The 21,123-nt window shown below is 39.9% G+C and carries 25 protein-coding genes and 1 tRNA gene; 12 read left to right on the top strand and 14 right to left on the bottom strand.

What is annotated here, in order from left to right:
* Window positions 1-283: 283 nt before the first annotated feature.
* Window positions 284-883 carry a non-canonical purine NTP pyrophosphatase gene (locus tag DYY65_RS05820; RefSeq protein WP_162477039.1) on the top strand — a complete coding sequence of 200 codons (600 nt, stop codon included), beginning with the start codon at window positions 284-286 and terminating at the stop codon, window positions 881-883.
* A 146-nt stretch (window positions 884-1,029) separates the two neighbouring features.
* Here the strand turns inward: DYY65_RS05820 and DYY65_RS05815 are convergent, their stop codons facing one another.
* Both DYY65_RS05815 and twy1 read right to left on the bottom strand, forming a co-directional pair.
* Window positions 1,030-1,896 carry a PKD domain-containing protein gene (locus DYY65_RS05815; RefSeq protein WP_201449363.1) on the bottom strand — a complete coding sequence of 289 codons (867 nt, stop codon included), beginning with the start codon at window positions 1,894-1,896 and terminating at the stop codon, window positions 1,030-1,032.
* 295 nt (window positions 1,897-2,191) lie between these two features.
* Window positions 2,192-3,226 (bottom strand): 4-demethylwyosine synthase TYW1, encoded by a 1,035-nt coding sequence (gene twy1 / locus DYY65_RS05810; protein WP_162477037.1) that lies wholly within the window; start codon window positions 3,224-3,226, stop codon window positions 2,192-2,194.
* A 233-nt stretch (window positions 3,227-3,459) separates the two neighbouring features.
* On the opposite strand from twy1, the gene DYY65_RS05805 reads away from it, so the two are divergent.
* Window positions 3,460-3,554 (top strand) — tRNA-His (locus tag DYY65_RS05805).
* Between the two features lie 46 nt (window positions 3,555-3,600).
* Here DYY65_RS05805 and DYY65_RS05800 read toward each other — a convergent pair.
* Complete coding sequence (locus DYY65_RS05800; RefSeq protein WP_162477036.1) at window positions 3,601-3,939, bottom strand: hypothetical protein; 339 nt, start codon at window positions 3,937-3,939, stop codon at window positions 3,601-3,603.
* 572 nt (window positions 3,940-4,511) lie between these two features.
* Between DYY65_RS05800 and DYY65_RS05795 the strand changes: the two genes are divergently transcribed.
* A complete protein-coding gene (locus DYY65_RS05795; protein ID WP_162477035.1) occupies window positions 4,512-4,712 on the top strand; it encodes a hypothetical protein in 201 nt (66 codons plus the stop codon).
* 211 nt (window positions 4,713-4,923) lie between these two features.
* Here the strand turns inward: DYY65_RS05795 and DYY65_RS05790 are convergent, their stop codons facing one another.
* Window positions 4,924-5,322 carry a CBS domain-containing protein gene (locus tag DYY65_RS05790; RefSeq protein WP_162477034.1) on the bottom strand — a complete coding sequence of 133 codons (399 nt, stop codon included), beginning with the start codon at window positions 5,320-5,322 and terminating at the stop codon, window positions 4,924-4,926.
* Window positions 5,323-5,587: 265 nt separating this feature from the next.
* Between DYY65_RS05790 and DYY65_RS05785 the strand changes: the two genes are divergently transcribed.
* A complete protein-coding gene (locus tag DYY65_RS05785) occupies window positions 5,588-6,289 on the top strand; it encodes a PAC2 family protein (protein WP_162477033.1) in 702 nt (233 codons plus the stop codon).
* A gap of 94 nt (window positions 6,290-6,383) precedes the next feature.
* Here the strand turns inward: DYY65_RS05785 and DYY65_RS05780 are convergent, their stop codons facing one another.
* Entirely contained in the window at window positions 6,384-7,100 is a 717-nt protein-coding gene (locus DYY65_RS05780) for an ATP-binding protein (RefSeq protein WP_162477032.1), read from the bottom strand.
* A gap of 866 nt (window positions 7,101-7,966) precedes the next feature.
* Between DYY65_RS05780 and DYY65_RS05775 the strand changes: the two genes are divergently transcribed.
* Window positions 7,967-8,710: a hypothetical protein gene (locus DYY65_RS05775; protein ID WP_162477031.1), complete on the top strand. Its 744-nt coding sequence runs from the start codon at window positions 7,967-7,969 to the stop codon at window positions 8,708-8,710.
* Between the two features lie 187 nt (window positions 8,711-8,897).
* Here DYY65_RS05775 and DYY65_RS05770 read toward each other — a convergent pair whose 3' ends face one another.
* The 7 genes from DYY65_RS05770 to DYY65_RS05740 form a co-directional block, all read right to left on the bottom strand.
* Window positions 8,898-9,227, bottom strand: coding sequence for a dUTPase (locus DYY65_RS05770; RefSeq protein WP_370519305.1), 330 nt, complete (start codon window positions 9,225-9,227; stop codon window positions 8,898-8,900).
* A gap of 419 nt (window positions 9,228-9,646) precedes the next feature.
* Entirely contained in the window at window positions 9,647-9,784 is a 138-nt protein-coding gene (locus DYY65_RS05765) for a hypothetical protein (protein WP_201449362.1), read from the bottom strand.
* A 628-nt stretch (window positions 9,785-10,412) separates the two neighbouring features.
* Window positions 10,413-10,835, bottom strand: coding sequence for a hypothetical protein (locus DYY65_RS05760; protein WP_162477029.1), 423 nt, complete (start codon window positions 10,833-10,835; stop codon window positions 10,413-10,415).
* A gap of 245 nt (window positions 10,836-11,080) precedes the next feature.
* Window positions 11,081-11,404 (bottom strand): hypothetical protein, encoded by a 324-nt coding sequence (locus tag DYY65_RS05755; protein ID WP_162477028.1) that lies wholly within the window; start codon window positions 11,402-11,404, stop codon window positions 11,081-11,083.
* A 573-nt stretch (window positions 11,405-11,977) separates the two neighbouring features.
* Window positions 11,978-13,363 carry an NAD-dependent succinate-semialdehyde dehydrogenase gene (locus DYY65_RS05750; RefSeq protein WP_162477027.1) on the bottom strand — a complete coding sequence of 462 codons (1,386 nt, stop codon included), beginning with the start codon at window positions 13,361-13,363 and terminating at the stop codon, window positions 11,978-11,980.
* Between the two features lie 290 nt (window positions 13,364-13,653).
* Window positions 13,654-14,049 (bottom strand): hypothetical protein, encoded by a 396-nt coding sequence (locus tag DYY65_RS05745; RefSeq protein ID WP_162477026.1) that lies wholly within the window; start codon window positions 14,047-14,049, stop codon window positions 13,654-13,656.
* Window positions 14,050-14,143: 94 nt separating this feature from the next.
* Entirely contained in the window at window positions 14,144-14,446 is a 303-nt protein-coding gene (locus tag DYY65_RS05740; protein WP_162477025.1) for a hypothetical protein, read from the bottom strand.
* A gap of 266 nt (window positions 14,447-14,712) precedes the next feature.
* Between DYY65_RS05740 and DYY65_RS05735 the strand changes: the two genes are divergently transcribed.
* From DYY65_RS05735 to DYY65_RS05725, 3 genes are all read left to right on the top strand, one after another.
* A complete protein-coding gene (locus tag DYY65_RS05735) occupies window positions 14,713-15,090 on the top strand; it encodes a hypothetical protein (protein WP_162477024.1) in 378 nt (125 codons plus the stop codon).
* An 89-nt stretch (window positions 15,091-15,179) separates the two neighbouring features.
* The gene (locus DYY65_RS12190) at window positions 15,180-15,317 is read left to right on the top strand and encodes a hypothetical protein (protein ID WP_201449361.1); all 138 of its coding nucleotides are present in this window, start codon (window positions 15,180-15,182) and stop codon (window positions 15,315-15,317) included.
* Window positions 15,318-15,669: 352 nt separating this feature from the next.
* Window positions 15,670-15,990, top strand: a complete 321-nt coding sequence (locus tag DYY65_RS05725; protein ID WP_162477022.1) for a stress response translation initiation inhibitor YciH — start codon at window positions 15,670-15,672, stop codon at window positions 15,988-15,990.
* Window positions 15,991-16,556: 566 nt separating this feature from the next.
* Here the strand turns inward: DYY65_RS05725 and DYY65_RS05720 are convergent.
* Complete coding sequence (locus DYY65_RS05720) at window positions 16,557-17,084, bottom strand: hypothetical protein (protein ID WP_162477021.1); 528 nt, start codon at window positions 17,082-17,084, stop codon at window positions 16,557-16,559.
* A gap of 237 nt (window positions 17,085-17,321) precedes the next feature.
* Window positions 17,322-17,843 carry a HemK2/MTQ2 family protein methyltransferase gene (locus tag DYY65_RS05715; RefSeq protein WP_162477020.1) on the bottom strand — a complete coding sequence of 174 codons (522 nt, stop codon included), beginning with the start codon at window positions 17,841-17,843 and terminating at the stop codon, window positions 17,322-17,324.
* Window positions 17,844-18,686: 843 nt separating this feature from the next.
* Here DYY65_RS05715 and DYY65_RS05710 point away from each other — a divergent pair.
* The 4 genes from DYY65_RS05710 to DYY65_RS05695 all read left to right on the top strand — a co-directional run.
* Complete coding sequence (locus tag DYY65_RS05710) at window positions 18,687-18,953, top strand: hypothetical protein (RefSeq protein WP_162477019.1); 267 nt, start codon at window positions 18,687-18,689, stop codon at window positions 18,951-18,953.
* Between the two features lie 350 nt (window positions 18,954-19,303).
* A complete protein-coding gene (locus tag DYY65_RS05705; RefSeq protein WP_162477018.1) occupies window positions 19,304-19,726 on the top strand; it encodes a universal stress protein in 423 nt (140 codons plus the stop codon).
* 202 nt (window positions 19,727-19,928) lie between these two features.
* Window positions 19,929-20,240 carry a hypothetical protein gene (locus DYY65_RS05700; RefSeq protein WP_162477017.1) on the top strand — a complete coding sequence of 104 codons (312 nt, stop codon included), beginning with the start codon at window positions 19,929-19,931 and terminating at the stop codon, window positions 20,238-20,240.
* A 255-nt stretch (window positions 20,241-20,495) separates the two neighbouring features.
* On the top strand, window positions 20,496-21,123 hold a 628-nt coding region (locus tag DYY65_RS05695), incomplete at its 3' end, for a CHRD domain-containing protein (RefSeq protein WP_162477016.1).

Here is a 21,123-nt window from a genome sequence, read left to right as displayed (position 1 = left end):
CAAGCACGTCAGAACGTTTGCCTATCATGTTCGGCTTAGAATTAAGACGAGCCATCCTAACAGATAGATAGATCTAAGCGATAGCTTCTAGAGAATAACAAAATGAAGAGTTTGGCTTACAGTTTTCTCGATTTGTCTCAAGCAATAGATACGATAACGATTGTTCAACTTCTAACTGCAAATCTAGAAATTAAACCGTATGATAGTCAGTCTGGAAGTATCGATTCTATTCCTGGGCGGTTTTGTCAGTGATTTTTATCTTAGAATAAAGTAATAGCCAATAATGAGTGACCTTTACTTCCTAAGTTCAAACATTGATAAGTATGAGGAAATCCGTGTTGCGCTCAAGAGGCATGATATACTTGTAAGATTTCGCAAACGAAGACTACAGGAGCTCCAATCTGATTCGCTAAATTATATAGCTTTAGAAAAATGTAAAATCGCGTTCAAAGTTATTTCTAAGCCGGTTATAGTAGAGGACGACGGTCTGTTCATTCATGTTCTTAAGGGGTTCCCTGGCCCTTATTCATCCTACATTTTCAAGACAATAGGAAACACAGGAATTCTTAAGCTCTTGTCTGGTTCCAATGATAGATCTGCCTTGTTTACTTCAGTTCTTGTATATACAGATGGAGAAATTACGAAACGTTTTGTTGGCAAGGTCATCGGCACAATTTCGCTGAAGGCTAACGGGAAGGGATGGGGATATGATCCTATCTTTGTTCCACCTGGTCAAAATAAAACCTTTGGATTATTGGGTGAAAAAAAGACTTTAGTTTCACATCGAGCTCATGCTTTGACATCATTTGCTATGTGGTATAATCGTTACAAATCTAGAAAACAACTCTTAAAGTTAGTTCGGAGACAAAAACCGCGAATTTAATTTTTTGAGTATAGTAGCAGTTTACGCGTTACTTCCTTTAACACTGGGACAACAATTGATGACTTCATTTATACGCAGCTAGGCTTCTTAGTTTATTTGTTACTGAACAACTAATACGAGGCAGCATTCTATTCTAGTACTCGTTTTTATCGATGCCTAGTTGTAGCTAACGGAGGCGTTAATGGTGGCGACATTGTGGGCGTAGCCGTCGTCAAACTCTGAGAATTGGATTTCGTGTTAGATGGTATTACAACTTCGCCTGCAGGTAAGGTTGAATTTTTGGAAGCTGCTAGGATGGTTTCTAATCCAGGATTTATCTGAGAATGGATTCCGAGGTTTGGTTTATCTAAAATGTTGACAGTATCTTGTCCGCTTTGGCCCACATTATCAGTCACAGTGAGTTTGAATCTCAAAATTGTGTCTCCAGTGACATGAGGGGCGACGAATTTCCAAATCGGGCTATTTACACCACTAAGCGTTATTTTAGCATTAGTTGGCACTTGCTCCCATGAATAAGAAACGATTTCACCATTTTCAGCTTTACTGTTTGATCCATTTAGTGTGACAGTCGAGCCTGAATTAACAACCTGTGCTGGACCTGCATCAGCTATCGGGGGAAGCTCTTGAAATAAGTTGTTTTGATTCAGATGCGGATACCCGGACGCGAAATTTGTGTGCTGTCCGGGAGAGGGCGAACCGGTCGAGGTAGAATTAGTAGCGAAATTGGAATTGAGATCATTAGGCACCAATACGATGGATGATGAAAAGTTCTTGTTGGCTGGTTCTTTTTGTGCAGATGGAAGTGACACATCGATCTCCTTAAAATCGCCTGAGGGAGTCAATGCTTTCTCAATAGGATTGCTAACTTTTATTGGATCGGGATCGCTCATACTTGCTGCGCTGTTAAAATCTGGCGCTTCCGTTCCGTGCAGCAGGTCCGACGAAGACACAAATTTGACAGCGTAAGTTGAAGCCGGTTGGGCATTCAGCAAGTTACCATCTATACCCGTCATTATAGCAGAGCAAGACAATAAGATTAACAATCCTTCTAGCATTTAACTACCGAAGTCTACCCAGATTTGACTTTAAGATTGTGGGTTTGAAAGATTTTGGTGTGATGTAAACTATTTGAGCACGCAAGCACGGAAGTTTCATTCAATATGAAGCAACAGATCGGTTCAAGGCTAACTCATCCCACTACAATATTTGCTTAATAATTTTCCCGACCTACTTTACTATTCCATAACCATATCTTCCGCACCCCTCCTTCCAGGTTAAAATGCGTCTAAAAAATTTCATGTTAACAGCCTATGAAATGAGATTATATGCTTCTATCCATCTGTTTACATATCGAGCCTTGTTTTGTAGGACAACGATCCTTGAGATTTCACTTTCATCCATAATCTTAAAGTTTTGTATGGCCAAGCATATTTGCTGTGCAATTGATTTAATTTCTCGCATTTCCAACATATTGCTAGCCTCAAGTCTGTCAGTTGACATCCCTACATGCATGTATGATTTAAGCTCAACGAAATGAGGTGCGCCTTCTTTGATTATTTTTGCAAATTCGTTGACGAATCTGCTGGAATCGTTATATTCTCTAATAATGGTCATTCTAAGGACAATTCTTGTTTCCATTGTTGAAAGAAGATTCAAACTGTTAAGCCATCTTTCCCATGCATCTCTATAACGAGGTCTGTTCACGCGGTGATACATTTCCTTGTTGGATGCATTAGTAGAGAGGTAAATTTGAGTAGGCAGCGAATCCTCATCGGCGAGCCTTTGGAGCATTTCCGGTTCCTGCCCATTTGTTACAAGAAATATCGATTTCGTTGCAGGGAGATCCCTTAGATACCTGATCAATTGAGGCAATTTGGGGTACATGGTGGGTTCACCTGACAACGATATAGCATAGTGTTGTGGAAAAATCGATTCATCTAGTTTGATCTTGTCATTTTTTGGGTGGCCATAAAAGCCACTAAGAAGCCTTTTTCGCTCCCTTAAGAGTTGATCTACGATAACATCCGGTTCGTCAACTAATTCGGGCGGCATCCTCAGTGTGTCATAAAACTCTGTTGGTCGCCAACAATATATGCATCGATTTTCACAGTTCATGGCAGTCGGCGTCATTTCCATGCATCGATGAGTTGATATGCCATAGAATTTGTGCTTATAGCAATTACCTTCGTTTGAAAGGGATTTTTTTGTCCAGTGACAAAGATCAACAGCAGAATGATTAAAAACTCCGTACTTCGCCTTTTGCAATTTTGACTTGACTGTGGGGCTAATTTGTATCAGGCCATCATGGATAACATGTGAAGCGTATTCATCCGAGCAACTCATAAAACAAACACGACCCTAAAAGAATTTAAAGCTTGTTTCAGTTTTGAAGACTGTCGTTATAAAATTAAACAAAAGCCTACTAGGAAACAGAATCCCATTATTGGATCTAATAATACGTAGAGCTAAGTTCATGCGTAAAAATAACATAGATGAATTGAAAACGAGTCCTCTGCTGAAAATCTGATACGCAATCTAACAATTATATACAGTCACCCCGAAATGACGAACTGCTGGCCTTCGTAGTATAGCCTGGTTAGTATAGGCGGCTGTGGACGGAGTATCAATCGACGGACACCGCCCGAGGAGGGTTCAAATCCCTCCGAAGGCCTCTAATTAAACTTTGTAACAGCTCTCGTTGCGACCAATTATGAAAATTAGCCAGTACATTTGTCAAACATAATTGGATCGACAAGGAGCCAGCCGTAGTGATTGCTATCGTGCAAATACCGAACGTCCTTCAGATTGGGCTTCGCATTCCGAGCCCTGAGTGACAACAGAAAATATGCCTGCACCTGCAACCCTATTTTTTTAGCTTTTGTGGTAGAATTGTCCTCTCTTGGAAGCAACAATCGATAGCTAAATTCATGAGATGCAGTTTTCATGATGTACGCGTCAACCATCTTTTTGACCGTCGCGCCAATGCATGAGTAATCTACAAGATCCACTGTTTCAATAACTGGAAAACTCCTGTAGACCTCGCTCGTTGAAGCCATCGCTGACAATTATGAGAAATGACTTGAATAAATCATTTCAGGCTTTCTTGTTTTCTGTATACAGACTTTGAAGGATGTGCATCAAGTTCATTAATCGAAGTATAGAAATTCTAACGAGGTGTCGACCTCGCGATATGAACCTCGTTACGTTGATTCATTAGACCTACTCCCTTTACAGCAACCGGCTACCTAGCGTCTGGGCTCCTGTGCTTAAAGCAAGTCAAAAGCTCAATGCCCTCTCCTCCAGCGTTTATGTCCGTTTTCAACATAGATAATTTCACAGCCCATGTGGCGATCTTTGAACGGCGAATATAACCTCGCATTGGAACGACAAATGTTATGTAATAAAAAATTCTTAAGGAAGCACAATACTGCTAGTCTCGGCTAATCGCTACGTAAGCGGAAGTAGATCTATTCTGGAGGTTAGAAGAATATACTATTTATATGGAGATGATTAGAAAGTCAAGCTGGTTTCTAATGTCCAAACCCCAAAGATTGTTTTGGTCTGAAAGATACAGAAAGAAGAATATGAAGTAAATATTAAATAGAATAAATGTATATTGCTGTATACCTTGAGATCAGGTATAGAGCAATTAGAAATAGCGCCAGGCCTGAAAGATTCGTTAGTAAGAGTAGGATTGACTGTTGAGTCCATCGTACTAGAAGGTCCGGATGCGGTTTCTGTAGCTCTAGGAATAGAGCCGTATGTCGGAAAAATAATTTACGATGCAGCGAAAAAAATATCGGCCCAGAGCTCCTTGGTGGCAACATGACTGAGCAAGGGGTGCGGGGTTCGTATCTTCTCCACGAAGAACACACTACCTAATCTGTTGTACCTAATTGGAAAATTTATTGTTCTTTCTCTGTAAGAATTGGCATGTAGCCCAAATCATCAAGCATCATTTAGTCTTATAGTGATCCGTTACTCAACCGAAATAAAATAAAATCATGTTTATTCATATTCGGAACCTTTTTGTAAATTCATTAGACTCCTTCTAAATAGTTTGCAAAATCGGTTGTTGTAACTACTCCAAGCACAGCACTCAAATCCTCATTTTCCACTACAAGTAAATGATGAACGGAATTCTGCAACATCAAGTCGGCTGCTGATTCAACAGAAGATCTTGGATCAATGGTGACAACGGGAGAAGCCATGATATCCTTGACCATTATTCTCCTACTATCTGCGTCATTGGCAATTACTCTTCCAACTAAATCACGTTCCGTAATTATGCCTATGGGGATTCCAACAGAATCCACAACAATGAGAGAGCTTGTGTTGGCAGCCCTCATTTTCATAGCAGCATCCTCGCTCGATTTATTACCATCGATCTTTACGATTACGGTATTCATTATTTCACTAACTGATTTTTGAGCAGTCATTTCATCATTTTATTAAGCGAATTAAATATAAGCTGCGAGCTATGCATGAATATTTGAGTAGATCCCTAATTCCTGAATATATCGCACGAGACCTTTATTACCAATCCAATTCTCCTTGTAATAATAATTACTTGTTCAAATTTCAAAATGAAATTGGAGAAACATTAATTTCAGAGAGTTGGGCCGATTGTCTTTTTGCGATGGTCACGACAAGCCAGTTCAATCGTGGACAACCTTTTTTATTTCGGCTTACGAGCTGAATTATATGGAATTCATAGACCTCGAAAGCCCATCCATAACTAGGCCAATACTAATAGCAGCAATGCAGGACATGGGAGACATAGGAAATCTTGCGGTGCAGTTTATTAATAAGACAGTTGGGACGACACCTTTTAGATATGTATTGGCTCCTTACCCAAACTACGTCATTGACCGAGGAGGATTCATAGAATTTCGTCAGGAAAGGTGGGAATACAGGTATGCAAAAAACTTGATCACGTTTGGTGGTGGATTGGGCCAGCCTCAAACCAACGGGGAACTATATGATCTATGCAAAGATGTCATTAGCATAGCCAAAAAATACTCAGTTCAGTTGATTTACACGCTAGGGGCATTTCATACAGAGAGGGATTTGGGTAAGAACCCAATATCACTTGCAACTACGACTTCACCAGCACTAAGAGACCAAATTAAGAGCCTTGGAGTCGAGATGACGCCAACATCATCAGTTATATCTGGATTCAATGGATTAATCCTAGGTTTTGCAAGCACTGCCGGTTTGCAAGGAATTGGTTTATATGCAGAGATTAACGATCCTCAAATTCCTCAATACCGCTCTGTCAAAAGTGCACTAGAATTATTAGAGAAATTAACGTATCAAAAGTTTTGCGGCCTAGATGAGTTCGACGCGATGGGAAGTGCCGTCGACAACGAGATTGATAGGCTTAAAAGGTCGGGAAACTCTTGAGGTTCCTGGAAGATAAATAAACATGAATCGGGCTCACTCAATTTGGCTTGATGATAGATTTCACATGATTCCATTGCTAGTGGAATGCTATCCGTTACCTATAACTTTTAAACGTCTTAATGATCCATTCGACGTCGTGCTCATCTTTAGCAAGTCTTCCAATTTTGACACAATCTCTTATATCTTTAGACTTTAAGGTTTTCCAGACTTCCTTTGCAATCTTTGAAGCCAATTGGATCTCAACACCTTCTTGTAGAAGTATGTGAGAGGCCACGTCGCAAAATGCTTCAAATTTGTATTGTTTAAAATGGAATGAAATAAATCTTGACAACAAAGGGGTAAGCATTCGTTCCGTACCGTTGCTTGTGGCAAATACCCACGTCTTGAGCTGTGTATTCCTGGTTTTTTGGAATTTCGTTTCAGAAAGAATACCTGTTTCCATTAGGCTAAGCAAGGCAGTTTGATCTTTTATGCCCATGTGTTCGATTTCGTCAATAATCAAAAATCTGGGTCTTTTCTCAAATAGGTAATCCAACATACCTGATTTTGAGCTACTGCTGCCTAGAGTAAAATACGAACGCTCCAGCTTCATGCATTCCAGCATGAAAAGCGTTTTTGCAGAAGCAGGAGGACCTACGAGCAAAATATGCACCGGCTTTGAAGAATTTATAGCAAGAGAGAAGATCCTTTTTACGTCTGTGTGGCCAATGATATTAGAAAAAAGCAGTTCAGGATTTGGAGCTGTATTATTCGTTGAAAATGCCACGGCTGATCTCCCCGAGGAGGATATGGGCTCATTCTGTTCAGACAACTAGAACATAAGTTGATTAGCAACCATTTACACTTTGCGAACAAAATCTGGTGCCACTTTGCTTAGACATATTTATCTAAGTGCGGGTCTCCTCCAGAGTCTCATATAAGAAAGGCGAGTTTTCTAGTAGCTTCACATGGGTAATACAAAGTTTATTTTGCGACAACTCTACGCCACTGTGCGTGAATACCGTAATGGTTAGGGCAAAAATCAACAACTTACATGTAGAAAGTGATTAATTTGTGGGATACTGGCAATATAGTGAGATAATTATTTAATCGGAAAAAAATAACGTGCTGGAGCCGCTCGTGGATGCAGATGGTAGAAATAGGCTATCGTAACGATGGCAGAAAACTGGCACGATGGGAAAAAGTAATTAAGACTTCTCTCAATTGGACACACTCGAGTTATAGGCAGCCCTGTTTGAATAGAATATATTATGTTTTTTAAAAACAAAATTTCGACAGGTCCTGAGCGTGGTCAGTAGCGTTCGACTCATAATCGAAAGGTCGCGGGCTCAAATCCCGCCTCCGGCACTCGAAAGTTTTATAATCCGCGGCGAGGTATAAAAAAGGCCTCCTTACAGCTACGAGTCTACCGACTCTGGTCAACCGACTAGAACAAAAGTTTACCTTACAGTGTAAACACTCTACACCAAGTTACTTGTTTCAAATGCTTTTAGTAGCTACTTTAAATCGAGTGCAAATCATTGTTCATCCTTTCTAGGAGGCTAAGATCCTCATTTACCTCATCAGCCTCGACTTTTAGATGACTCGCGTTCTTATTCTAAACTCAATAGCAGACGAGTCTAAATCAAATGCACAAGCCATAAATGACCGAATGAGTTGAAATACCTAACCTGAGAAATGAAGGCACACAATGCCGTTTATTTTGCTGCTGCCGGCGTAAGTATTATCACCGGGTTGCTTGAATATTTTTTATCAACCACGGTTACCGCATTAGAGAAGGGAAATCCTGGTCTTCAAATCTTTTTGATAGTCGTCGGTACTTTGCAGATATTCTGGGCAGTTGGGATTGTTAGAAAATGGGGAAATTCTTTCTATTCTATAGCTGCTGGTCTCACAGTTGCTTTATTTTTCTTGTGGATTCTACTGCGATTGCCCTTCCCTGTTGTTACGACCTATACAGGAGCATCAGTGCAGCAGTTCCCCGGAGCGGCGCTCCCAATAACCCCTCTCAGCTCCATAATTCAAGCGCTGCAAATTGTCTTTCTAGCACTTTGTGCAATGATGCTTCGCTCAAGGGATAGTATCGAAACAGAGGAAACAGCTTCCAAAACAAATATAACGAATGACCTCACTAACCAGAGATCATCTTCCATGGCTAGACGGATGGTTGTTTTGGGAATAGGCGTTGCTGTCCTAATCGTTGGTCTAATCGGAGTCATTTACACTATGCAAAAGGTCGTTCAAGAATATGAAATCACAAAGGCTTCTGTTCCACCATATACTTCTCAGCCCGATATTGGGGTTACTTCTTCAGTCTATGTAGAGATTGCGTTTGTTATTATTCTCATCGCAGGCTTAATGATAGCCTCATATGGTGCATCTCTCCCAGGAAAAGTATTCGCAAACACAATAAACCGATAACATATCACCGACAGATCTTCCAAATTTCAAAATAAATAGCAATGAGATTCTTAAACTTTTTTCTATACTTAAGAGGTCACAAAATGCCCATTCGGAATGGTCAGGTCACAAGCGCTTGGTTTCTACACAACTTTGGTTTCCGAAGGTAAAATATGTGTTCAATAATAAAAATATGCTTGGCTCAAATTTAATAGCCTTTTTCTTGCCTTTCCATATTTATTTGATTCTTCTTCCGATACTCGTTTAATATCTCTGTCGGCATCATCCCCACCTCTATCGAGGCTTGAATCACAAAATGCAAAATATCTATTATTTCTTCCTTCGCAAGGGCTTCATCGAATTCTTTCGACTTCTTCCACCATTTCCAATTGGTAAGATTCTGTAGCTCTATAGCCTCATGGACAATAGCCATGGCAAGGGAAGAAATCCTAGCTTCTTTACTTTGCGGATATCTCGAAGATGATGTCACCCGTGCCAATTCCTTTTGCAGCTGGAAAATTGTCTCTAGAGCGTCCACCCCGAAACATCTCCCCAGCTAAAAGATTCAGTCACAACCAATAGTGCATTATTAATTAATAGCCAAATATATTCTTCGTTTGGCTATAGTAACTTGCAATACACTTTTGGGTTAGGCCTTCATTGACAATTAGATGCTCATTTTGGCGGATAGTAATTCGGAAGAATGACAAAATCTAGCTGCTATTCACAACAATCCAACCATGGCTTTAAATTCGACAAATGGTTTCACCAAGGAACTTTTAGCTGAATTACATTTCATATAATCGAGGGACATATAGGTTTCAAACAAGTCGTTATTTCCAAACTATCCTTGCCGCCTCAATATGATGGGAATTCTATCTAAGATTAGAATATAAAGGGAATCAGAAGCTAGTGTTATGCTGGAGGTGTTTAGACTTAAAGATACTAAACCCCAAGTCATCCATGGACTATGAATTCGATCATATTCACTTTTGCAATGTGTGCAATCATTGGTTCGTATGCATCTCTACCAAGATGAGATGCCAAATCACCAAGGATGCCACTCACCAGGAGCATCTTAGCTCCATTAGGCATATCAAACCTAAAACCTCTCTTTAAGAGATAGAGAGGCAAAAAGGACACCAAGAGTAGGCTTTCCCCACAACAATTTGTGCCGCAATCCCACCCTTCAATTTAGAATATATCTAGAGCACTTAATTGCTTTTCCGTCTAACTATCTAATCAACCCTCGAATTGGTCTGGTTCAGCTCCGAGCGATCCTATCTCGTTTCAAAGCAAAATGAACATTTCGACTGTCTGGTCCGTTTAATTCTAGCTATGAATGAAAGAGCAATCGGCATCTAATTTTCAATCAAATTCAATATGAGTGTATGTTGGTCTTATGTTCTAGTAAATATTTTTTTCTTTTAAATCTTTCGCCGCACTTCTCGCATTTGAATGGGTTTTCGAATTCTAACAGAAATCGTGCTCGTCTTTCTTGAGGATCCTCGACCAGGTTATTGCTATCCAACTAAACACTTGAAAATGACCGAACTTATTAGCTTTAAGTGCAATTGTTAAGGAAACTTTGTTTATATAAATCTGTACAACTTTTTTCTCTGATTCACCCTAATTTGGAGTCAATTTCCGTATTTATCATAACAGGGGACACTCGACTAGAAATGTACAAAAGATACTCAATTCTCTCCTGTCACTTCAGAAATTATCGCAATTTCTCTAGTTCGCTATCATCTCGGTAATTTTCCGGATTCAACCTGAACCCTTGAGTACTTTCGTAAGGGACATCTCTTAGCTTTAAGTAGTACTCTAGTTTTTTCTTCTTCAATTTTCTTGAAATCCAAAGCACAAACTGTTGTTCAATCATGTGTCCTTCTTCTTTCTCTATATCAGGATGAACTTCTAACAGTCTCTCTACAAATTCCGGGTTAAAGTATAAGTGAAAGAAATCCCATCCAAGTGCACTTCCATCAGATGAACACTCACAGTTACTCTTGGTATGAGCTCCCCATTCAAGTTCTTCTATGAATTCCATAATCTTCTGCCTCTCTTTGTCAAATTTGATGCATGAACCAGAAACCACTATCATGGGAGCCTTCACTGGATGAACTCGTTTCAATTTACTCAACACACCCTAACCCAGCTGTAATTCATCAAGATTTATTTCTACTGCACAGTATTTATATATACAGGATCTATTTCAGGTCCCGTTATCCTATTGGCCTTGGATAAAGAATAATTACCCACATGCCTGGGGTTAGGCCAATTTTGCGAATATATTCAATCTAACTGCCACTGCTGGCTATGAGGATCAATCTGAACTGTCGCTGATTAAAACACTGATCAAAAGCCCCTTCAATTCGCACTAAGTTACTACCACCACTTTGGGGTGTTTTGTGAAGGAAGAAAGTGTTCCTTTATCTCCTCCAATCTCTTCAGGGACCCTTCATTCTTTAGGAGGTCAGAAAAGGAAGAATGCGTACGAATTTTTTGCAAAAGTGTGAGGACCTGATCGCTTGTAACTCCATGTTTTATATCATAATCTATTTGTCTGCACACTATCGAAATCTTTGCATAGCGCTTGTGTTGTTTCTTCTCCCAGACAGACGCAGACTCAGAAAGGCCGGTCACGTATTTTAAGACAGTCTTTTCCATGTGCTCGACATGCCATTCTCGCATAGGAAAGTTATTTTGCATCGAAAAAACCTCTCATAACCATCACCACATTATTAATCATACCGCTATATAACACAACCTCCATTATGACAATGTTCATATATTTTCCAAATTATGTCTATTGTAAAATCCTCGTGAGATATCAGCTACTGCTCAGTTAATTGATCATTATGGTACGACAAGATTTACACACTAAGGGTGTTCAGAATAATGTTTACATCTAATATCGGGTAAATTTATAAATTCTCTCAGTTTTTCATCCAATATTGATTGTTAAAAACACTGATCCCTATAAGATCAAAAAATGTACTTCTTGTAAGGCTGATATTCCCTTTAAGCATAGCTACTTCACATACCCGTTATCACTACAACAAGTATGTCTTTCCTGCGCTCAGAAAGTAATAGTAAAAACGATAGAAACCCTACAAAATGATTTAAAAAAAATAGAAAAAGGCGATTTGGACTTAACAAGTGCATAAAAGGGTTGACAATCTACAATATTGCGTTGTAATATCGAAGCTACCAAAAATGTCGCTCTGTGTCGTTCAGGTACAAGATACCATAAGGTTGGGACCCGATAGAAAGAAGGCACACTCACTCTACGTAATGATTGTAGATAAGTTGATCATAGAATCTAACTGATTTTATGTTCACGAACTCCAGCATGCCATACCTCGCCAACTCTCTACCAAAGCCACTATTTTTTATTCCTCCAAATGGTACTCTGGGATCTGAAACTACAACATTGTTCACGGTCACGATGCCCGCTTCCATCAACCTGGACAGTTTTTCTGCTTTATGCAAATCTTGGGTCCAAATACTTGCACCAAGACCAAATTCTGAATCATTTGCAAGTTTGACTGCTTCCTTTTCATCTTTAACGATAGTAATTGGTGCGACTGGTCCAAACGTTTCTTCGTGCGCAATCCTCATCTCTTGATTAATGTTTGTTAAGATAGTGGGATTGTAAAAATAACCTTTGCCTGATCTCCGCTCTCCTCCTAATAAAGCTTCAGCTCCTTTATTCAGAGCGTCCTTGACAAGCTCTGCTATATTCTCTAGGCTGCTGAAGTTCACTAAGGGTCCTACGTCTGTTGTCTCAGAAAGTGGATCTCCGACAGTTAGGTTTTGAGTTTTTTGTACGAACTTATCGATAAACTCCTTGGCTACTCTCTCTACAACTAGGAACCGTTTTGTTGCAATGCAACTTTGCCCACAATTAATGAATCTACCTTTCACAGCACCGGTTGATGCCTTTTCGATGTCAGCATCTTCACATATTATGAATGGATCACTTCCTCCCAACTCTAGCACACATTTCTTTAACTGGGCGACAGCTCTCTGCCCAACCTTTTTTCCGACCTCTACACTGCCAGTAAAAGTCACTGCATCAACCTCGGAGTCAATGAGCATCTCAGCTATAGCAGAATTACCAATCAAGGTTTGGAAAACCCCTTCTGGAAGTCCTGATTTTTCAAAAGCATTAGCTATTTCTAATCCGCATTGTAGTGTTGCACTTGCAGGCTTTAGAATAACAGTGTTGCCTGCCATAAGTGATGGACCGGCAAATCTGAGTGCCTGCCAATATGGGAAATTCCATGGCATAATACTTCCTACAACGCCTAGAGGCTGGAATGTAGTGAAACTTTTTCTTGCATCTGTGTTTGTAGTTTCATCGGAAATGAAGTTGCGTCCGTAATCGGCATAATACTCCATTGCCCATGCACATTTGTCGACCTCCGATCTAGATTCCTTTATCGGTTTCCCCATTTCCAGAGTCACGAGTCTAGCCAGCCTTTCTTTGTCTTTTCTAAAGTAGTGTGCAAAGTTGTAAAGAAACGCAGCTCTTTTGTCGATATTAGTCTGCCATTCCACAAAAGATTGCCTGGACTTGTTAACTTTTTTTTCTAATTCATTCTTTGTGGCTCCTTCGTATTCATTTAAAACTTGCTCTGTGGCGGGGTTAACGGTTAATAACATCAGATCGTTTCATTTTCCGGCAACCCTATTAGAGTATTCCGACCAACTTATCCGTGTCTTCTGCCCAGCTGTAACAATTCATTATTTTTACATCAGTCACTAGCTTATCTTGCGTCCTGCCTAGATTCACCCTCAGACCTTATGCATTCAAACCTTAAATTTAATTAGCAGTCTTGTTCAAAACCCCTAGACTCCCCTTCGAGTACTGCAAGATCACCTTAACATCTCACAACTTTATACTTTGCTATTTAGGATCAAGTACGAGATGTCTTCTCCCAGTTTGAATCTACTTAGCCGTAGAAGCTGTTATATCTATCGTCCAGATAGTTTCGATCCATCTCAAGAGAGGTCAGACCTTTGTAAAGAATATCCACTGCCGCATTTTCATTGAGTCTTCCTTGTGAGACTTGCATAGCATAGTGATGCAGGTTTAGGTCATGTAATCGCTCTACATAAATTGATTCAGTCATTCCATGCCTTGTGGCCCTCGTCTTAAGCAGAGTGAAAATCCTGTGAAAATGATAATTTGTATGAATTTCGCCTGCCTCTTCTACATTAACTCCATATATTGTACATATTCTCATATCAATCCGTCTCTCATCTTCTTGCAGGATATTCTGATGTTCTATATCAAGGGCAATTTTCCCTCTAGGTTGAGTATTCGTATTGGTCTGGAAATTATCCATAACTTCTATGATTACCTTTCCTTTTTCTTCTTATTAATCTATCCTGAAGGCACACTTTTTGTGCGTTCAAATCACTCTCTATGATAAGTCTCGGTTATGAAGTAGCACAAAATCCCAAATTATCAGTATTGTTGCATATTAGGCTAGAATTCAGCAACCTTTCAGCAGACTGTATATCCTGGTGAGTCATATTAATCTGGTCCAGCGCTGCTTGTGAACTTCCATTCTTTAAAATATTCTGAGCTTCTGCCAAATGTGATTTTGCAGATTGAAGGAAGGTAGTCGGATCACTGTTACTTTGTTGGCTTTGTGCAAATACATAGTTGAGAATACTTGTGAATGCTAGGGCTACTAATGCCACTAGAATGAGAGCTAAAGCAACTGGTTTGAATATCATCGAAATAATAAAGCAAACCTGTTTATATATAAACATTAAATTCATGGTTGTTTGATTTAGCAGGTTGTCAAAATTTAAGGTAGGGGATTCACGAGCTGATTATCCCGTTTTTGGTTTCAAAGTAGGATAGGACGCAGAAGAATTGAACTCTGCCAAACGTGTTCAAAACATAAATATATAGAATAATAATATCCTGTCCGTCGCTTCTCCCATCGCGGTTATACAACGCATCTTTATAATAAGGCGGGTTCGATAGTTACAATGAAATGGTCTTAGACGCCGATTTCGGGCAATCACAGTTAAGAAATATTCATGAAAATGTAGACGCAATTGGACTATCCAGTAAGCACAAGACTTGCCTAGAGTCTAACTTCCATGAATTTGTTAACAGAAGAAAATATCGCTTCAGGGGTAAATATAACCTGAATATTCTTGATTTGGAACGTGAGATTAGTAGGTGGAATAAGGCTTACGGATCATTTATTTATCACGCTAGCATTAATCCTGAAATAATTTACGAGCAGCCATCAGAGATTCTTGAGGAACGCTTGTTGTTTCATAAGCAGATTCGCGACATAGCTGAAAAGATAGTTTACGATCAGGATTTAAAGCTACTAAATATTTCGAACAGGTTTAAAATATGATCAGCAGAGCGACTAAGTGAGTTCCAGTTAAGTTAAGTTAAGCTGTCGGCACGGAATCATTAAATTATAGAGGGCCCGGTAGCGGAATATTGCCAAAGAAGACCGTATATGGCAAGTGCCCAAGATGCAGGGCCAAAGGTGCGCTTGAAGTCGTTTCTGGTAATCCCGGCAGGGAGAAATTTAGATGTAACCAATGCTATTACAATTTTGGCATGGCAGAGCTTTAACCCTAATAGGGGCATTACCGAAGCTAATTGTAAACTGATATTTGGTCCAATTAATCAGACTGGGACGATATGCTATTCTGAATCGAAAGCTAAAAACTGCACTTTGGCTCACGTACGAATGAAAACTCACTGCATATTCGGATAGTTTATTTCTCATGACCCACCACTACTACAAATGTCCAAATGAAATTCTACGGTGTCTTCACCCATATTTAGGCAGATTGAATACGAGCAGTAATTAATAATTGTTGCCCCTTCCCTTTTTACTGGAACAACCTGGCTTGATGACACAATTTGTGACAATCTGCCTGATTTGATGAGTCATTTTCCAAAATCCTTTTCAACTTGAAGCATGATATTACAGTCAGTGTTAGATCAGTTCAGTCAAGGTTCAATTAAAGATATTATAAGTGAGTTAGACAAAGAGGCCGCCAGGATAACTATTTCGAAAGAACTCAGGGGAAGGTACAAGAAAAAATCTACTGTAATAACAGGGATCAAGAACATGAGAGATGATGAGATAGAAACCATGACCAGTGACATCAAAACGAAGATTGGAACTGGAGGTACTTATAAGGAAGGGAAAATCATACTCCAAGGAGATCACCGCGAGTCTGTTAAACAACTCTTAATCGATAAAGGCTTTAACGAAAATTCTATAGAAGTTCTATAGAATTGGGTCAAGGTTGAGCCGTCATATACTTTTTTGGAACCCATTTGACACAAATCAGTCTTGCCATCATTGATCCCCGCCGAAGGTACCGCGTTAGCCATACTCATCAATATTAATTCAGAACATCTAAGAACTGTGAGCGAGCCAAAACTAACAGCGCGAGTAAAATTCGGTTTTCTATACTATTTACATTTCTGGAAATCAAGTATCATAGGATTATAGTATACTAATGACCATTTTTTCAAAGAGATGTTCTGAATGTATGGGTTTCAATTGCTCTGTTAAAGCATGGGTTCTTAATTACTAGGCCCTTTTTACGTCCGTCTCCCACATATGGCGTCTGCCGTGCCATAGAAGCCGATATCAGAATAAAATAATTGAAGAACATCACGGTGCGGCTCATCTAGAAACTATGATCCATTTCTTGCAATTTTGGCCCGGCGAGAACCTTACCTTTGTGACACATCCGCATTCAAACAGTAAAAAAGAAAAAAAACACAATTTTTAATGGATTTATGTTATCTCAAATCCGAGTGCGTCAAAGATGAGAGAATAGTTCTTCCTATTCATGGATAAGTTAGCCGAAAGTCCTTATCTGTAGAACTTGTTTGAAGATCTGATATCTGCCGGAAAGACATAGTGCCTACCACAATATACTTTGCCCTTCCGCCAACTATATTATTCCAGGTATTTACAGTCGAGTTGCTTTTTTGAAACAATTGGTTATCTTTCAGAATCACAGAACCGTCGCCCACAATCGGATATATCCCTGCTGAAGAAGCCAAAAACCCCTCCAGTCTATTGCCAATAGTTCCTGACGAAATATGATGGCCGTCGACCATTATGTTGTATTCAATCGCTTCGAGAATTGCGGTACCTTTATTGGGATTTGTTGCATTAAATGAGACCTGAATGGCTAGTGACTTATTACTAAGCTGACTATGGGCTATGTTTTTTATTGCAAGCATAAGAGGCATAGCAGTGATGTTAGTAGAGGCAGGATTAAGATTTGTATGAATCCTTACGCTGGTGATGATGAAAATTATAACTGCCAGTGCCGCAATACCTGCACCAACAGCATAAATCTTCTTCAAACGCACGTCGTAATGAAATCGAAATCCTCAATATATTTGTAATAAACATTAGTTTATTTTTACATTGAACAAGCATGATCTGTGCGAATGAAGAATTAGCCAAGAGAATAACTTGACATTGCAGTGGGCTCATTCGTACGGCTGAGCGAGATTTCTATTCCGGACAGCTGGAAAGTACGTCCTAAAAAATTGATTATCCATAGTAAACTACAGGACAGAGGTCGAATACTCACAGTGTCAGAGAGTTATCTCGAGTATGACTAAAGTTTCAAAGAATAGTTTTTGTTTTCTTAATACATGACTCCTAAAACCGAGCTGATTTATTCGGCAGAGTAAACTCTGATAATCAGAAAGGCTTGATGCAACGATAAGCATACGACCATTCTCTGCGAGAAGTACCTTAGCTGACTCTAGGAAACGAAGTGTTGTCTCGATACCAGTTTTGCCTCCATGTATTGTGCAGTCTAGCTCTTCTCCATTATGAATGGGTAAATATGGCGGATTACTAGCAATGAGATCGAACCGACCACGAAGAGAACAAGCTGCGTCGCAGCAAACAAGGGCAACATTGCTCGGAAGCGTCTTCCTGCAATAATCGAGCGACGTTTGATCGAGATCCGTGCCTATAACATTTCGAAAATTCTGACAAAGTACTTTTAGAACCTCACCTGAGCCTACTCCAATCTCCAAAGCCAGCGTGCCGTGATAATCCTCGATACTCTGAGCAAGGAGAAAGGAATCCTCGGATGGGTGATACAACCTAAACACAGGTTACCATAAGACGAATAAGAGCATTCTGACGCGGTTCCCATGCGATTGCAGACTATATGAAAGTTTCTTGATTTTCGCAATGGTACGTTCTAACTATTCGGCATATGTGACAGATAGAAATTGATCGAACACTGCCACTAATTTACTCGATTATGTGATGCTATTTCAGACGATATTCCGAATTGTGAAGTTCAATTTTAAGGTGTAAACAAGATCGTTGCCAGACTCAAAAACTACTGTTTGGTATAACCGAGCTCCATGCAACTGTTTATAGCACAATTACTTAGAAGTTTGTTGTGGACGCTTATGAAAGTGAGGTCCACAACGGTTAGCCATTCTGCGCTAGGATTAAGTAATACCTCTGAAATTTCGATTTTACTTAATGGACTAGGGCTAGAAAGCAAGTTTGAAATGCGTTTTTGTACGGCAAAAAAAGTCGCAGTTTGATCAATTAAGTGATCAGAAATGAGTCTATAACCATAGCTGACTCTGTATTAATGCTACTACATCATTGAGGCAAAATGACCAAAAACCGGTAAAGAATTGAGAGCATCTGCATTCATTGAATTGCCAGGCTCCAGCTATTGTATGTAGACGGATTAACTCCATCGTGGCCATCTTCTATTGAAGCTCGTTTTTCTACGTATTACTTATGCTCTTGGATGGTCGTATTCGCTTCCATCTTACAAAATGTTAAAGGATAACAAATGTAAGTCGTTAGTTCTCCCTAGTCTATATTTAGGCTCTTGTAAAGTTAGTCTACTTTTTTTATCGAATTTAGGCTCTGTCCCAAACCCTTTGCTTTAACTGTGGCATCAGTGGGTAAAATCATTGGTCTGCAGTGGGAAAGTGCGCGGCGAAACACCCCAATACTTCCTTATCAAAACCGATGGAGCGAACTACGAATTGTTCAAAGTTTGCAACAAGTCTTCAGAAGTAATTCTTTTTTCTCAGGTCTTCGACCTTGAATACCCCCCGGGGTCTGGCTTCGATCTGATAATTACAAAAAGCGAACATTCAGTAGTTAGGACTGGCTTTAATAGCGATTTAAGGAAAATCAGACAACGACAATGGCTCCAAATAACTAGAGAAAATTAAATGCTACAAGAAGTATCAATTGCTAAAATTACTCTTCCGCAAACCTGGCAGCGGTCGAATAATGATGATGCCTCGTAGCGGACCTAGCTTTGAGTAAATACCCCAATTTAGCTCAGCCAATTGGTTATCCTCTCATCAGGATTATTGCAATCCAATTTATCTTGTTGAATCGTTGCTATTAACAAGAGCAGGTCACGTTTGCTAAAATGATTTTTTGCTGCCAATACCATCGTTGGTTACTTGTTCAATGTGTTTCCTCGAACCTGCTCAAAATTGGGAAGAAGGTTTTTTAACACATAAGTCTAAACCATTCGAGATTGGTTGCTTCCCTTCATGCTTTTTGCCATATATTGGCTCCTGTTGACGGATCAGATTCGTCAATGGATGCAGCGAAATATGCGATGAATCTAGCCAAGAAATACAAAGCCCAACTCACAATGATAACGATTGCTCACAATAAATTATCATCTTATGGATTGGCGTCACCGCCGGATTCTCTCAAGCAAATGAAAGAACGTGATGAACTTCAATCAAGAGAGTGGTTTAATAATTTCACTCAAGACGCTAGCAACCTTGGCGTTCATCTGAAGACGGAGCTGGTAGATAGCCAAATGTCAGTTGATGGAACAATCGTAGAATATGCCGACAGCCACGGCATTGACTTGATCGTTTTGGGCACTAGAGGGAGGTCGGGGCTGAAGAGGCTGCTTCTTGGAAGCGTCGCAATGGGTGTAGTGCAGTACGCTACATGCTCCGTAATTGTCGTAAAATGAGACTTGTTGCTTTCCTGACTAACAACAACCACAAAGACTCTGAGGCGACAAATACATACTTCAGTTGGTTTGATAAGTTGAATTGCCTGACAAACGTATTCTGTGCATACTTTTTTGCATTTTCTACCGGAGACTTAATTCGCTTGGATGTACGCAAGGACTTTATAATTAGGCGGATTGATACATAAAAGGAGCTAAAAAGTTGAATACGCTCAAATTCCTTCAAATCTGGTTGGCAGTGGGCTTAGTCGGAATCCTCATCTATTTCTATTCTACCACAATTTCTGAGAGGATCGATATATTCCACTATCGTCAACTTTGCGTAGTCGCTAGAAACCACGGTATCGAGCAAGCCAAAATGTCCAGCCAGTGTACATTATTGAGCTCAACGATTCTCGTCGCGACCATCGGGCCCGATGTCGGCATCGCAGCTTCCATACTAGGTTTCTATATTGCCTCTATGGTTGAAATTAATTTGCTTGTTGAGAGGAAAACCATCCGTATCTCGAAATAAGAGGTTATCAATTTATTTAATCTCCCTATGAAACAGGTTGCATACCACTTGCAGGTTTATGTCGTCCGCATAATATTTGAAGGCTAGTTCTTTATATCATAATGGCCGCTGGAAAATTGGCGTAAAATGATAAATGAAGAGCGCATCCTCACGGTTGACCATCCGGAAGATTCAAAAAAGAATCAAAAGATTTCCTATAAAAGTACGGTTTTGGAGCAAACCTTATAAGATAAGTATTTGGTACAATGTCGGCAAATGGCTAACGTTAGTTCAAAAATAGTTATTGTTTGTATGCTTGCAAGTCTGATCCTCATTATGTCTGCTAGGCCAGGTTTGAGCTATGCGCAGCAACAATCTAGCTTTGCTGCAACTCTTACGGGAAAAGACATGCAACCACCAGTTAGCACCTCGGCTTCTGGAACGGCAAAATTCAGTGTTGATCCGAATGGAACGCTCTCATACGAGGTGGATGCTAACAACATCAATCAGGTTATCGGTGTCCCGCTAATGCAGAAGAATGGCACTATATTGGCAGAGTTACTAAACGTATATGCCAATACCGGGTCGGGCAATAGGCAACAAGCTGCTATCCCAACTGGTCCTATTAACGGTAAATTAACTGCGGGTGTTTTAACAGGTAATCAGCTATTTGGACCGCTTTTTGGGAAGAATATCACTGACTTGGTGAGCTCCATCAAGAGCGGCGGCGTTTATGTTGCTATTCGCACGACATCACATCAACAAGGTGAAATAAGAGGACAGATAACTGCTTCAGCTGCTCCACCTTCAGCTGCTCCACCTTCATCAAACTCTTCAGCTGCTCCACCTTCAGCTGCTCCACCTTCATCAAACTCTTCAGCTGCTCCACCTTCATCAAACTCTT

The organism is Nitrososphaera sp. AFS (genome assembly GCF_009898475.1).
Lineage (GTDB): Archaea > Thermoproteota > Nitrososphaeria > Nitrososphaerales > Nitrososphaeraceae > Nitrosopolaris.
The sequence above is the reverse complement of the archived record's forward strand: the minus strand, read 5'-3'. Positions and strand labels throughout refer to the sequence as shown.